This is a genomic window from Bacillus sp. sid0103 (genome assembly GCF_019219025.1).
Genome location: NZ_JAHUWN010000001.1, coordinates 86413 through 101445 on the forward strand (window position 1 = coordinate 86413; position 15033 = coordinate 101445).

A 15033-nucleotide genomic window follows, 5' to 3' on the forward strand; every position below is an offset into this window, starting at 1 on the left:
CTAGATGCTTGCTATTTGTTTTCTTCAGCCTTTTCACGCTGTTCTTTTAAGACTACTTTACGTGAAAGGTTTACACGGCCTTGTTTGTCAATCTCAGTTACTTTTACTAAAAGTTCGTCCCCGATCTTAACAACGTCTTCCACTTTTCCAACACGTTCTTCAGCTAGTTCAGAAATATGAACAAGACCATCTTTTCCAGCAAAGATTTCGACGAAAGCACCAAATTTCTCTATTCGTTTTACCTTACCAAGGTACATTTCGCCCACTTGCACTTCACGAACAATGTCTTCGATGATTTTCTTTGCTCTTTGGTTCATTTCTTGATTAGTTGAAGCAATAAATACAGTACCATCCTGCTCAATATCAATCTTAACACCAGTTTCTTCAATAATTTTATTGATTTGTTTTCCGCTTGGTCCAATAACATCACGAATTTTATCTGGATTGATTGTCATCGTTAAGATTTTCGGTGCAAATTGAGATAGTTCTGCTCTAGGTTCTGTTATAGTAGCTAACATAGAATCCAAGATATGCATTCTGCCAACTTTTGCCTGTTGAAGGGCCTCCTCTAAAATCTCACGGGAAAGACCTTCAATTTTAATATCCATTTGTAGTGCTGTAACCCCTTTAGCAGTTCCGGCCACTTTAAAATCCATATCTCCAAGATGGTCTTCCATTCCTTGAATATCGGATAGCACAGTATAGTGCTCACCAGATTTTACAAGTCCCATGGCAATTCCAGCTACAGGAGCTTTGATCGGTACACCAGCATCCATCATTGCTAAAGTGCTGGCACAAATACTCGCCTGTGAAGTAGAACCATTGGATTCAAGCACTTCAGATACAAGACGAATGGTGTATGGGAAGTCCTTTTCAGACGGAACAATCGGTTCAAGTGCACGTTCACCGAGGGCACCATGTCCGATTTCACGACGGCCTGGTCCGCGAATTGGGCCGGTTTCCCCAACACTGAAGGAAGGGAAGTTATAATGGTGCATAAAGCGTTTCTCTTCTTCAATTCCAAGCCCATCAAGAATTTGTACATCACCCATCGCCCCAAGAGTACAAATGCTCAGCGCTTGAGTTTGTCCACGTGTGAAAAGGCCTGATCCGTGCGTACGTGGTAAAATACTTATCTGTGAAGAGAGCGGACGGATTTCATCGATTTTACGGCCATCTGGACGAACCTTCTCAACAGTAATTAAACGGCGGACTTCACCTTTAACAATTTTGTCCAATATTTGCTTCACTTGTTTCAGATCTTCATCTGTTGCTTCTTGTTCTTCATATTTAGCGATAACTCGGTTTTTCACTTCTTTAATGGCATCTTCACGGGCATGCTTTTCTTGGACCTGAATGGCACTTACCATATCACCCTCGCACATTCCCCTTACTTCTGCCTCAAGATCTTTATCAATTTCATAAAGAGTAATTTCTCTTTTTGGCTTGCCTATTTCCGCGACGATTTTTTCTTGGAATTCAATAAGACGCTTAATCTCATTATGACCAAACATAATGGCTTCAAGCATCGTTTCCTCGGGAACCTCTAACGCACCTGCTTCTACCATGTTAATGGCATCTTTTGTACCAGCAACAGTTAAGTGGATATCACTTTTCTCAGCTTGTTCTACGGTTGGATTAATGACAAATTCATTGTTAACCCGGCCAACAACAACACCAGCAATTGGTCCTTCAAATGGGATATCTGAAGTACTTAGTGCTAACGAAGAGCCAAACATTGCAGCCATTTCTGTTGAACAATCCTGATCGACACTCATGACAATACTAATAACTTGTACATCATTGCGGAACCCATCAGCAAATAATGGTCGAATTGGTCTATCAATTAGTCTGCTAGCTAAGATTGCTTTTTCACTTGGTCGACCCTCACGTTTTATAAATCCGCCCGGAATTTTCCCCACAGCATATAAACGTTCTTCGTAGTTAACCGTTAATGGAAAAAAGTCTAAGTTTTTAGGTTCCTTTGAAGCAGTTGCTGTACTCAATACTGCTGTATCCCCATAGCGAACAAGGACTGCACCGTTTGCTTGTTTAGCTAATTGTCCTATTTCGACAGTTAATTTACGACCGGCCCAAACCATGGAATACTCATGTTTCAATTGTTCCATATTTTTACCCCTCTCTATCCAAATCACTTAGGAGGATGATGCGAAATTTTCACTTTCGCAGTACTCATCATACTAAATCAAACTAATATTAAAAAGCCTAGAAAAGCTTATGTTATCAATACAAAGCACCTTAATAGTATGCACAAAAAAGTCCTGACTTAAAAATATGTATAAAAAATTCTTTATTAAGCGTTTTGCTTTTAAAACCTAATAAAAAAGCGGGAATAATCCCGCTTCTGTAAACTAACGACGTAGACCAAGCTTATTAATTAACACACGGTAACGTTGAACATCTTTGTTACGTAAGAATGTTAAAAGATTACGACGCTTACCAACCATTTTCAAAAGACCGCGACGTGAGTGGTGATCTTTCTTATGAGTACGTAAGTGCTCATTCAAATTGTTGATTGATTCTGTAAGGACAGCGATTTGAACTTCTGCAGATCCAGTGTCGCTTTCATGAGTTTTAAACTCATTGATAAGTTCATTTTTACGTTCTTGAGTGATTGCCATCCGAATTCACCTCCTAAAATTTACAAATCCCCTGATACCGAGCAAACGTTGGTGATTCGTCTTGCCAAGTAGAGGTTATTTTTAATACGTTAATAAGAATACAACTTTTCACACCAAAAAGCAAGGATATATCGAAGTTTATTGTAGGAAAAACACCTTTTAAAGAATAGAATTAAGAAGTTTGTCTTATTTGTCAGGTTATGATAAAGCTCATTGTTGGCTTTGGCACCATGTTGATTGGAGCGAAAGGCGAGAGACCCCTGCGGGAATACAGGGCTGGGGAGCCTCCTCGCAACGTCAGCGAACCGCACGCGCCTGGAGCGGAAATCAACAGATAGGTATAACAGAGAGCTATTTGTTAAAATAATTGAGTGAGTTTTGCTTATCGCGTGCAATTTGTGCAACAAGCTCCTCTATCCCTGAAAATTTTTGTTCATTACGTAGGTGAATATGCCATTCTATCATTACTTCTTCACCGTAGATATTATCATTAAAGTCAAATAAGTGAACTTCCACGGCAGGAAGTAATGCTTCCTTATTAAATGTAGGTTTATAGCCAACATTACATACACCATTATACCATTTTGAATGAACTTTCATTCTAACTGCATAAACACCAACTGGCGGCATAATATACTCGCCATTTAAATCTACGTTCGCAGTAGGAAAACCAATGGTTCTCCCCCGTTTATCACCATGAATAACGATGCCTGATGTTGTATAATATCGACCTAAGAGTGAAAAAAGTTCATTTGTTCTGCCTTCCTTAAGAAGAGAGCGGATTCTTGTTGAACTTACCTTTTTATTGCCTTCTGTAAACTTTGGAACAACCGAATAAGAAAATTTTTCTCTAGAATGAAAAGGCAATGTTTCCATTGTTCCTTTTCCCATTCTTCCATAGGTAAAATCAAAACCTGCCACCACATGTTTTACGTTCAGTCCAATTACATATTGGTCAATAAATTCTTGCGGCAGCAAATTTGCAAATTCCAGGCTAAAATGAATGATAAATAAATAATTAATCCCTAATTCTTCAATAATTTTTATTTTATCAGTTAATGGGCTAATATATTGAATCTGCTTATCGGTTTTTCCTAAAACAACAGAAGGATGGGGGTCAAAGGTCATAACCGCACTGCAAATTCCTTTTTCTTCAGCTTGTTTTTTTGCCTCAAGAATTACCTGTTGATGGCCGCGGTGAACACCGTCAAAATAACCCAACGCCATTGCCAGAGGTGGATATTCAGTATGCTCAATATTAAATGGGAATCTAAGCCTAATTACTTCCAAAAAAACTCACCTTTTCTATACCGTACCTTTTTAATCTACATTATTACGTAACACTTTAACTGGTTTTAAGAGGCCAGGCTTGTTTGGATGCTCTGAATAAATAGCAAGAGCCAGTCCATCATCAGTTTCAGCGATAATCGGTCCGTTAATAGTTTTTAAATGATCAGGCATTTGTAATAAAGCGCCATTTTTCACTTTCTCTGCTACTTTATCATTAATTAGCAGTTTCGGCAAATGAGAAAGTGCTGTCTCCAGTGGCCTTAGAACCCTCGAAATCGTACCTGCTTGCATATGGTTTTCAACTTCCTCGAACGTCAAACAATCCTCTAATGTATAAGTGGCTGATTGAACTCTTTGCAGGTATGACATATGTGCTGGGAACCCAAGCATTTCACCAATCATTACCGCTAAAGTCCGAATATAAGTCCCTTTACTACAACTAACTCTAAACTTAAATTTTATAGTTTCACCAATAAATTCAAATCGATCATCTAATAGCTCGATTGTATAAATGGTTACCTTCCTGGTAGGCCGTTCGACCTCAATCCCTTTCCGTGCGTACTCATAGAGACGGACCCCCCCTACTTTAACTGCGGAAAACATCGGTGGTGTTTGTTCAATTTCCCCAGTTAATGACTGAAATACGTGGAGTATTTCTTCTCGATCAATCATCCTGGTTACTGGCTTTTGTTCAACTGTTTCCCCTGAAGCATCTTCAGTTGTTGTCGAATAACCAATCGTTACTTCTCCTTCGTATGCTTTACCAGCATCCGTAATGTATTCAGCAACTTTTGTTGCTTTTCCAATACATATAGGAAGAACTCCAGTGACGTCTGGATCAAGTGTACCCGTGTGTCCTACTTTTTTTGTTTTTAAGATTTTTCTTAACCTAAAGACACAATCATGGGATGTTAATCCTGCAGGTTTAAATAAAGGTAGAATTCCTTCCAATCGATTACCTCCAATTAAAAAATTATAAAGAAAACTCGCCGACTGGCGAGCCGTTAGGCAAAGACAGAGGCGTCGTTGCACTTATGCGAAATAATAAAGTATGACCTTTCACACGAAAGATTATACTTTATTATTAGCTCAAAAAAAAAGGATAGACCTATTGTCTATCCAGTTATTCTTCTTCCCTTTTTTCTAAAGGCTTTTCATCTTTATGCAGTTGATGAAGAAGTGTATCGATTCGATTCCCATAATCGATGGATTCATCCCATTCAAAGATGATTTCAGGTGTTTTTCGAAGGCGAATACGGTGGCCAATTTCAGTCCGAATAAAGCCCTTTGCTTTGGCCAAACCTTTTAAGGTATTTTCCCTTTGTTCTTCATCACCTAATACGGAAATATATACTTTTGCTTGTTGTAAATCACCTGTTACTTCAACATCGGTTACCGTTACAAAACCAATCCGAGGATCTTTGATTTTACGACCGATGATGTCACCAAGTTCTTTCTTCATTTGTTCTCCGACACGATTTGCTCTGTGGCTCATCACATTCACCTCTTAACTTAAAGCCATTCAATCTCGGTGATCGTTCTCTCTATTTCTGGAAATGAGTCTATTAATTTTAAGGCATTATTCAACTCATGTTCGGTATTAACACGCGTGGAAGTTACGACAACGATGGCAATTTTCGTTCGTTGCCAAACATCCTGAAACCCAACTTCAGCCACAGAAACATTAAATTTCTGTTTTAATCGAGTTAGGATTCGTTGCAGAACGGCTCGTTTCTCTTTTAAAGAATGAGCATCATAGATCATACATTCACATTCTGCGACACCGATAATCATTTACGTTCAATTTCTTCCATTACATATGCTTCAATAATGTCTCCTTCTTTAACATCATTAAAGTTTTTAATGGTAATCCCACATTCGTACCCTTGAGATACTTCTTTTACGTCATCTTTAAATCGTTTTAGCGCATCGATGTTCCCTTCAAACGTAACCACACCATTACGAATTAAGCGAATTCCACTGTCACGGGTAATCTTACCATCCGTTACATATGAACCGGCAATTGTACCAACTTTTGAAACCTTGAAAGTTTGACGAATTTCTGCCTGACCAATAATCTTCTCTTGGAATTCTGGATCGAGCATACCTTTCATGGCTGCTTCAATCTCTTCGATTACTTTATAGATAATGCGGTGAAGACGAACGTCGACTTTCTCCGCTTCTGCAGCACGTTTAGCATTTACATCTGGGCGGACGTTGAAGCCAATAACAATCGCATTTGAAGCAGCAGCGAGAGTAATATCAGATTCATTAATGGCACCAGCACCACTATGAATGATTTTGATGTTTACTCCTTCGACATCTATTTTTTGCAATGAAGCGGCTACTGCTTCAGCAGAACCTTGAACATCTGCTTTAAGGATGATGTTTAAATCCTTCATTTCACCTTGCTTCAATTGATCAAATAGGGTTTCTAAGCTAACAATCGATTTTTCACCACGTTGGGCTGCCAGCGCCGATTGAGCACGTGCTTCCCCAACTTGTCGTGCCGTTTTTTCATCTTCAAATACAACGAAACGGTCTCCTGCTTGTGGCACGTCATTTAGTCCTGTAATTTCAACAGGTGTTGATGGAGCAGCCTCTTTCACACGGCGCCCTTTGTCATTTACCATCGCTCGAACACGACCGAAAGTGTTACCAACAACGATTGGATCACCTATTTTTAAGGTACCGTTCTGGACTAATAAGGTGGCTACTGATCCACGCCCTTTATCCAATTGTGCCTCGATTACTGTTCCAACAGCTTTTCTATTTGGATTTGCTTTATATTCTTCAACTTCACTAACGAGAAGAATCATTTCTAATAAGTTATCGATTCCTTCGCCTGTTTTTGCTGATAGTGGAACAAAGATAGTATCCCCGCCCCAAGCTTCTGAAACTAAACCATGTTCTGTCAATTCCTGCATAACACGGTCGGCATTTGCAGCTTCTTTGTCCATCTTATTCACTGCCACAATAATTGGAACCTCGGCAGCTTTCGCATGGTTAATTGCCTCAACTGTTTGTGGCATTACACCGTCATCAGCTGCTACGACAAGGATGGTAATATCAGTGATTTTAGCCCCACGTGCACGCATGGTTGTAAAGGCAGCGTGTCCAGGAGTATCAAGGAAGGTTATTTTTTTGCCGTTTTCGACTACTTGATACGCACCAATATGCTGAGTAATCCCACCTGCTTCTCCTTCTGTTACCTTAGTGTTACGAATAGAGTCAAGCAAGGTTGTTTTCCCGTGGTCAACGTGACCCATAATGGTTACAACAGAAGGCCTTTCTACAACTGATTCTTCTGAGTCTTCAGTAAAGTATACTTCAAGGTCAGTTGTATCAATCTTAATTTCTTCTTCAACCTCAACCCCATACTCACTTGCAATTAATTCTATTGCATCTTTATCTAAAACTTGGTTAATTGTTGCCATTACTCCAAGTAAGAAGAGCTTTTTAATAATTTCAGAAGGCTCGCGATAGATCTTTTTCGCTAACTCACCAACAGTAAGCGATTCACTAAATGTAATTTTAGCTGGAAGTTCCTTCTCTTTTTTCTTTTGTGGTTGTGCTTGTTGAACTGGAGTATGAGTTTTCTTCTTTTTATTATTGTTATTATTATTACGATTTTGATTATTGTTATAAGGCTTTGCCTTTGCTTTATCAGCATTGTTAAAAACCTTATTTTCTTTGGATTGAAATTCTTGGTTTTGTTTTTTGCCTTCTCCTGCTCTTGGAGGAGAAACCACTTTAACTTTCGTTGGAGCAACATTATTATCAGCTGCTTCCTCAAATGCCTTTGCCGTTTTAGTTTGCACTTGTGGTCTTTGTGCAGACTGAGCAGGTCTTTGATTTTGTCGTTGCTGTTGTTGATTTGGACGTGAGTTAGTTCGTTGTGACTGCTGTCCATTTTGTCTATTTTCCTGTTTTTGCTGTGGTGCCTTGTTTTCTTTTTTGCTGAATGTTGCATCAAGCTTTTTAACATCTGCGTCTTCTATTGTTGCCATATGATTAGAGACCTCTATATTCATTTCTTTTAGTTTTGTGATGATTTCCTTACTTGAAATGTTGTGTTTTTTTGCATACTCATATACACGTATTTTACTCATCTTTTCACCCCCGCTAGATTTAATCGAGCAACGTTACCATTTTTTTTGCAAATCCTTCATCCAGTATAGCTACAACAACGCGGGCTTCCTTACCAATCGCTTGGCCTAGAAGATGACGATTTTCCACAATTTTATATGGAACCTGATACGAATTACACTTATCAGTAATTTTTTTTGTCGTATTTTCAGAAGCATCTGCGGATAATAAAATGAGTCGTGCTTTTCCGCCTTGAATCTGCTTCACTGTTAGCTCTTCACCTGATATGATTTTGCGTGCTCGATTGGCCAAGCCAAGCAATGACATCCATTGATTATGTTTCATTTGGATTGTCAATTCTCCTTCTCTATAAGCTCAAGTAGCTCTTCGTATAACGAATCATTTATAGAAACCTGTAAGTGATTAGATAGGGTATTTTTTTTCTTGGCAAGTAATATTGCTTCCTTGTCCTTAGAAAGGTAGGCACCCCTTCCGGATTTCTTACCGGTCAGGTCAATGGATACTTCCCCTTCTTTTGAGCGAACGATGCGAACTAGTTCTTTTTTCGGCTTCATTTCGCCGGTTACTACACACTTACGCATAGGAACTTTTTTCTTAGGGTTCACTCATCATTCACCTCACTTTTTAATCCAACTCTTCTTCATAATCGAAATCATTTTCAACTTGATCATCAAAAAGTCTAATGGTTTCTTCACGTGGATAGATTCCAATCTCACGTGCTTCCGCTTCTGATTTAATATCAATTTTCCAACCTGTCAATTTTGCTGCTAAGCGGGCATTTTGACCACGTTTACCGATTGCCAACGAAAGTTGATAATCAGGGACAACAACAGTTGTAGCTTTTTCATTTTCATTAACCATTACATCTAACACTTTAGAAGGGCTAAGAGAATTGGCTACAAAAACAACCGGATCAGCAGACCACTTAACAATATCTATTTTCTCACCTTTTAATTCATTGACTACAGCCTGAACCCTTGCTCCTTTTGGTCCAACACAAGAGCCTACTGGGTCTACCTCAGGATTATCTGAATGAACAGAGATTTTCGAGCGATCCCCTGCTTCACGGGCAACTGACTTAATTTCAACAGTGCCATCATAAATTTCTGGCACTTCAATCTCAAACAGACGCTTTAGAAGGCCAGGATGTGTCCGAGACACGAATATTTGAGGACCCTTAGTCGTTTTTTCTACTTTTGTGATAAATACTTTGATACGATCATGAGGTTTATAACGTTCATTAGGCATCTGTTCATTCACTGGAAGTAAGGCCTCAATTTTACCAAGACTTACATAAATGAATTTTGAATCCAGTCTTTGAACGATACCCGTCATAATATCTTCTTCACGGTCAATAAATTCTGAATAAATGATACCTCGTTCTGCTTCTCTGACACGCTGGGTAACCACTTGCTTAGCTGTTTGGGCCGCAATCCGACCAAAATCTTTAGGCGTAACTTCCATTTCGACAACATCTTCAACTTGATAATTTGGTGAGATTTGCCTAGCATCCTCTAAAGAAATTTCAAGACGAGGATCAAATACTTGATCCACTACTTCTTTTCTAGCAAATACACGCATAGACCCAGTTTGTAAATTTAAATCAATCCGAACATTCTGTGCTTGATTAAAATTACGGCGATACGCCGAAACAAGTGCTGCTTCAATTGCATCAATGATAACATCTCTGGAAATACCTTTTTCTCTTTCCAGTATAGTAAGAGCATCTAATAATTCGCTGCTCATCTTTGTGTATCCCCCTATCCTTTTCCTATAATATCATTACGAAAAAGTAACAGCTAACCGCGCATTTGCTACCTTTTCATAGGGAATTTCAATCGTTTTTTTACGGGTCTTTATCTTCATTTCGATTTTTATCTGCTGCCCATCAAATTCTAATAAGGTCCCTTCGAAGCTTTTTTCCCCGTCGATCGGTTCATACGTTTTGATAAATACGTTTTTTCCGATTGCTTTTTGGAAGTCTTTATCTTTTTTTAATGGACGCTCTGCCCCTGGTGAAGAAACTTCAAGAAAATAGTTATGGGGAATCGGGTCAAGCTCATCGAGTTTTTCGCTGAGTTTTTCGCTAACGAGTCCGCAATCTTCAATATCAACACCATTGTCTTTATCGATATATACGCGTAGAAACCAGCTTTTCCCTTCCTTCACATACTCAATCTCCACTAATTCTAAACCAAGTTCTTGAAAAATAGGTGTAGCCAAATCTTCTACAACTTCCGTTACCTTGCTCATGCACTGCCTCCTTTTCCGATATTTTCACCCATATTGTATGTAGTTCACGGAAAGTTTTATCTAGTTACTAAAAAAACTCTCATGAGTTTCAACTCCAAATCCAATCATGTAAAAAGGATTATTATGAGCGCTCCACCAACATAATAAAGGCGTGTGAGCAGAGTTAAGCACCGCTAATTTCGAAGTGAAAAATGAAAATACATCACTGCAACATGATTAGCCGATTTATTAATACGGCGCTCCGCCCCTTTTCCTCTAGGAAAAAAAGGTGTATACAAAAACGAAAGAGCGGGTTTCCCCACTCTTGATCACGAGAGTATTTCTTAGTATTTCCAATAAAACTATACCATAACCATCAATTTTATGCAAATAGCATCGCGGTTTGTCAAGGTTTTTCCTATCTAGAACAATGAAAGCTGGTTTTGTTCAGGCAGGGATGTTAAACATCCTTGTTTATCTAAATATTCGAGAATGGTTTTAGATACTTTACCTCGCTGTTGCAAATCTTCTTTCGATAAAAATTCCCCTGATTCACGTGCTTTGACAATATTATAGGCCGCGTTTGTTCCAAGTCCCGGAATCGAATTAAACGGCGGTATTAGGGTATTGCCTTCGATGGTAAATTCTGATGCCGATGATTTATAGAGATCGTAGTTTTGGAACACAAAGCCTCTTTGTGTCATTTCTAAAGCTAATTCTAAAACCGTTAATAAGTTTTTCTCTTTGTTTGATGCTTCTAAGCCTTTAGCATTGATTTCCTCAATTTTTGCCCGAATGGCTTCTGGTCCGCGTGACATGGCTTCGATGTCAAAGTCTTCCGCACGGACAGTAAAATAAGCGGCATAATAAAGCAATGGCAGATGCACCTTGAAGTAAGCAATTCGAACAGCCATAAGTACATAGGCAGCGGCATGGGCTTTAGGGAACATGTACTTGATCTTTTTACAGGAGTCAATGTACCATTCTGGAACCTCGTTTTTCCTCATCTCTTCTTCCATTTCCTCGCTTAAGCCTTTACCCTTACGTACAGATTCCATTATTTTAAATGCAAAGGATGGATCAAGACCTTGATAAATAAGGTAAACCATAATATCATCCCGGCAGCCAATTACTTCACTTAAATTACATGTTTGATTATGGATTAATTCCTGGGCATTTCCAAGCCATACATCGGTGCCATGTGATAACCCTGATATTTGGACAAGTTCTGAGAAGGTTGTTGGCTTTGTATCCTCGAGCATTTGCCGAACGAATCGAGTTCCAAACTCAGGAATACCAAGTGTTCCAGTTTTACACATAATCTGTTGCTCTGTAACACCTAAGGACTCCGTACCACTGAAGATTTTCATCACTTCAGGATCATCTGTCGGGATAGTTTTTGGATCCATTCCGCTTAGGTCCTGCAGCATCCTAATAACAGTCGGGTCGTCGTGTCCGAGAATATCGAGCTTTAAGACATTGTCATGGATGGAATGGAAGTCGAAATGGGTGGTCTTCCATTCTGAATTTCTATCATCAGCTGGGAATTGAATAGGTGAAAAGTCATATACATCCATGTAATCAGGGATTACGATAATACCACCAGGGTGCTGACCAGTTGTTCTTTTTACACCGGTACAGCCCGAAGCAAGTCGTTCCACTTCGGCACCACGGAGTTGAAGGTTGTTATCCTGCTGATATGCCTTAACATATCCAAAAGCAGTTTTATCAGCAACTGTACCAATCGTCCCTGCACGATAAACATATTCTTCTCCGAAAAGAACTTTCGTATAATTATGGGCGCGCGGCTGATATTCACCCGAGAAGTTTAAATCGATATCGGGAACCTTGTCCCCTTTAAAGCCAAGAAACGTTTCGAATGGAATATCGTGTCCGTCTTTATGGTATTTCCCGCCGCATTGCGGGCAATCTTTATCAGGTAAATCAAAACCAGATCCAACCGATCCATCATTAAAGAACTCAGAATGCTTACAGGTTGGACAGACATAATGTGGTGGCAATGGATTTACTTCGGTAATTTCTGTCATGGTAGCAACAAGTGATGAGCCGACAGAACCCCTTGAACCCACAAGATAGCCATCATCTAATGATTTTTTAACTAACTTATGTGAAATCAAATAGATAACGGCAAATCCATGCCCAATAATACTTTTCAATTCTTTTTCTAAACGAGCTTCTACTATTTCTGGCAAATTGTCACCGTAAATTCTATGTGCCATTGCATAACTCATTTCACGCATTTCTTCATCGGCACCTTCAATTTTTGGTGTATACAAATCATCTTTAATTGGTTTGATGACTTCAATCATATCAGCAATTTTATTTGTATTAGTTACAACAATTTCTTTTGCCTTTTCTTTTCCTAAAAATGAAAAAGCATCCAGCATTTCATTCGTTGTTCTAAAGTGAACATCTGGAAGTTCATGACGGTTAAGCGGGTTTGCTCCGCCTTGAGAGTTAATCAATATTTTTCGATAAATTTTATCATTTTCGTTAAGGTAATGAACATTTCCCGTAGCAACGACTGGTAGGCCTAATTTTTCACCCAGGTTAACAATCTTCGCAATAATGTCTTCCATTGCTTTTTCATCGCTCACCAATTCCATTTCAATCAACGGGGCATTTACTTCTTTCGGCATTACTTCAATATAATCATAGAAGCGAGCAGCGCCTTCCACTTCCTCAGGAGATTTTTGCATCATCCCTTCAAATACTTCCCCTTTATTACATCCAGAGCCAACGAGAATCCCTTCCCTATATTTTTGCAGAACAGATCTTGGCAATCTAGGAACTCGATAGAAGTAATTGATGTGTGAAATGGATACCAGTTTAAACAGATTCTTTAACCCGGCTTGTGTTTGCGCTAATAATGTACAGTGATACGGACGCGCCCGTTGGTAGGCATTACCTTTACCCATGTTATCATTAAATTGGTCATGATATTCGATTCCTTTTTCAAGGGAATCTTTTAACATTTTCAAAAGTAAATAACCAGTGGCCTCTGCATCATAAATAGCACGGTGATGCTGGGTTAATTCGATATCAAACTTCTTTGCCAGTGTATTTAACCGGTGGTTTTTCATCTCTGGATACAGGAATCGTCCAAGCTCAAGTGTATCGATAACAGGATTGTTTGCCTTGTCAAAGCCTATTTTTTGATAGCCGACATTTAGGAATCCCATATCAAACGAGGCATTATGGGCAACAAGCACTGCGTCTCCGACCCACTCACTAAAGTTCCGTAGAACTTCCGCTATTTCTGGAGCGGTTTGAACCATATCATCGGTAATTCCAGTAAGGTTAATGGTTGTTGCCGATAAACGATGATGCGGATTGGCAAAGGATTCAAAACGGTCAATGATTTCTCCATCACGAATTTTCACAGCTGCAAGCTCAATAATTGTGTTATACACGGCAGAGAGTCCAGTCGTTTCAACGTCAAATACAACAAAAGTATCCTCTGTAAGCAATCGGTGGGCGTCATTATAAGCAATTGGCACCCCATCATCTACTAAATTCACTTCAACGCCATAAAGAATTTTAATATCATTCTTCTTCCCTGCACCAAATGCCTCAGGAAAGGATTGGGCAACGGCGTGGTCGGTTACGGCAATCGCTTTATGCCCCCATTTTTTAGCCTGGGCAATCAGCACACTAACAGGCGTTACAGCATCCATTTGACTCATTGGGGTATGAAGATGCAGCTCAACCCGTTTTTCATCTTCTGGTGCAGTATCTTTTCGACCTGCCGGTTTAATTTCATTAATATCATTACCGATCATAACTAGGTCACGAACAAATGTATCATTTTGAATGCTTCCTCGGACTTTTACCCACATACCTTTCTTGACAAGTTGAAATAGAGCAGCATCCTCTTTATCTCGTGAAAACATTTTTACCATGATGGAGCTAGTATAATCTGTTATTTTAAAGGTTAGCAATGAACGACCGCTCCTGAGTTCGCGAATCTCGGCATCAAAGATATACCCTTCCACCGCTATTCTTCTTTCTTCATCGACAATATCAATCAAACTGCGGAAGTCGTTATTATCTTTAATGGTAAGACCAATCGTAAGCGGTCCTGATGGTACTTCACCTGAAGCTTGATCCTTTTCCGCTTCTTTCTTCTGCAATTCCACCATTGCTTGAAGTCCACGTTCTTGATCTTCTTTCTGTTTGGCAAGTAAAAATTGTTGGTATTCATCGCTTTTCTCTACATTTTTCAGTTCCGTCTCAATTGAAAGACTAGGAAAACCGAACGATTGATATATTTTTGAGATAATCTCCCCATATTTCCGTTTTAACGCAAGGCCCTCTGTTTCGTTCCGAACGTTAATCGTTAGTTTATTTCCATTCACTTCAGGGAGTTGTTCATGTAACAGTTTTAAAAGCGGAGGGGCAATCCCATCTATTTGCTGAATACTATAACTCCAATATTCACGTATTAATTCAGTTGTTAGGGTTTGATTTTCTACTTGAATATGGAAAGAAATGGTGGCTATATTTGAAAATGTTCGTTCAAGTTGTGTCGTAAAAAGAACATAGATATTGTAAGGAAGGATCTTTTCAAATAAAAATTGAAAATGCCACTTTCTATTCTTTTTTTCAACTAATAATCTATCTATTTGCGCATTATTAAAATGCACTACAACAGCATCCTCGATTAATTGCAGCTGCTGGAGTAAGAGTTGGAATCGCTCTTTTTTGCCTATGGCATGTTCGCTCATCGTTCTCTCTC

Annotated in this window: 12 protein-coding genes; all 12 read right to left on the reverse strand. The window is 39.1% G+C overall.

All coding sequences use genetic code 11. The annotated features are described in order from the left end of the window. Window positions 1-11 precede the first annotated feature (11 nt). Window positions 12-2129: a polyribonucleotide nucleotidyltransferase gene (gene pnp, locus KW850_RS00395; protein WP_218345615.1), complete on the reverse strand. Its 2118-nt coding sequence runs from the start codon at window positions 2127-2129 to the stop codon at window positions 12-14. Window positions 2130-2372: 243 nt separating this feature from the next. After that, window positions 2373-2642 carry a 30S ribosomal protein S15 gene (gene rpsO, locus KW850_RS00400; protein ID WP_026566475.1) on the reverse strand — a complete coding sequence of 90 codons (270 nt, stop codon included), beginning with the start codon at window positions 2640-2642 and terminating at the stop codon, window positions 2373-2375. A gap of 351 nt (window positions 2643-2993) precedes the next feature. Then, a complete protein-coding gene (ribF, locus tag KW850_RS00405; RefSeq protein ID WP_218345616.1) occupies window positions 2994-3932 on the reverse strand; it encodes a bifunctional riboflavin kinase/FAD synthetase in 939 nt (312 codons plus the stop codon). A gap of 30 nt (window positions 3933-3962) precedes the next feature. Further along, a complete protein-coding gene (gene truB, locus KW850_RS00410; RefSeq protein WP_218345617.1) occupies window positions 3963-4883 on the reverse strand; it encodes a tRNA pseudouridine(55) synthase TruB in 921 nt (306 codons plus the stop codon). Between the two features lie 172 nt (window positions 4884-5055). Then, window positions 5056-5427, reverse strand: coding sequence for a 30S ribosome-binding factor RbfA (rbfA, locus tag KW850_RS00415; protein WP_026566472.1), 372 nt, complete (start codon window positions 5425-5427; stop codon window positions 5056-5058). Between the two features lie 17 nt (window positions 5428-5444). Beyond that, complete coding sequence (locus tag KW850_RS00420) at window positions 5445-5726, reverse strand: DUF503 domain-containing protein (RefSeq protein ID WP_218345618.1); 282 nt, start codon at window positions 5724-5726, stop codon at window positions 5445-5447. After that, window positions 5723-8044, reverse strand: a complete 2322-nt coding sequence (infB, locus tag KW850_RS00425; protein ID WP_218345619.1) for a translation initiation factor IF-2 — start codon at window positions 8042-8044, stop codon at window positions 5723-5725. Before infB ends, KW850_RS00420 begins: the two co-directional genes overlap by 4 nt. Before the next feature lie 19 nt (window positions 8045-8063). After that, window positions 8064-8366, reverse strand: coding sequence for a YlxQ family RNA-binding protein (locus KW850_RS00430; RefSeq protein WP_218345620.1), 303 nt, complete (start codon window positions 8364-8366; stop codon window positions 8064-8066). 8 nt (window positions 8367-8374) lie between these two features. Then, window positions 8375-8647, reverse strand: coding sequence for an RNase P modulator RnpM (gene rnpM / locus KW850_RS00435; RefSeq protein WP_218345621.1), 273 nt, complete (start codon window positions 8645-8647; stop codon window positions 8375-8377). A 19-nt stretch (window positions 8648-8666) separates the two neighbouring features. Continuing rightward, window positions 8667-9788 carry a transcription termination factor NusA gene (gene nusA, locus KW850_RS00440; RefSeq protein ID WP_218345622.1) on the reverse strand — a complete coding sequence of 374 codons (1122 nt, stop codon included), beginning with the start codon at window positions 9786-9788 and terminating at the stop codon, window positions 8667-8669. A gap of 36 nt (window positions 9789-9824) precedes the next feature. Next, the gene (gene rimP / locus KW850_RS00445) at window positions 9825-10295 is read right to left on the reverse strand and encodes a ribosome maturation factor RimP (protein WP_218345623.1); all 471 of its coding nucleotides are present in this window, start codon (window positions 10293-10295) and stop codon (window positions 9825-9827) included. Window positions 10296-10696: 401 nt separating this feature from the next. Continuing rightward, on the reverse strand, window positions 10697-15022 hold the full coding sequence (locus tag KW850_RS00450; RefSeq protein ID WP_218345624.1) for a PolC-type DNA polymerase III: 4326 nt from the start codon (window positions 15020-15022) through the stop codon (window positions 10697-10699). Window positions 15023-15033 lie beyond the last annotated feature (11 nt).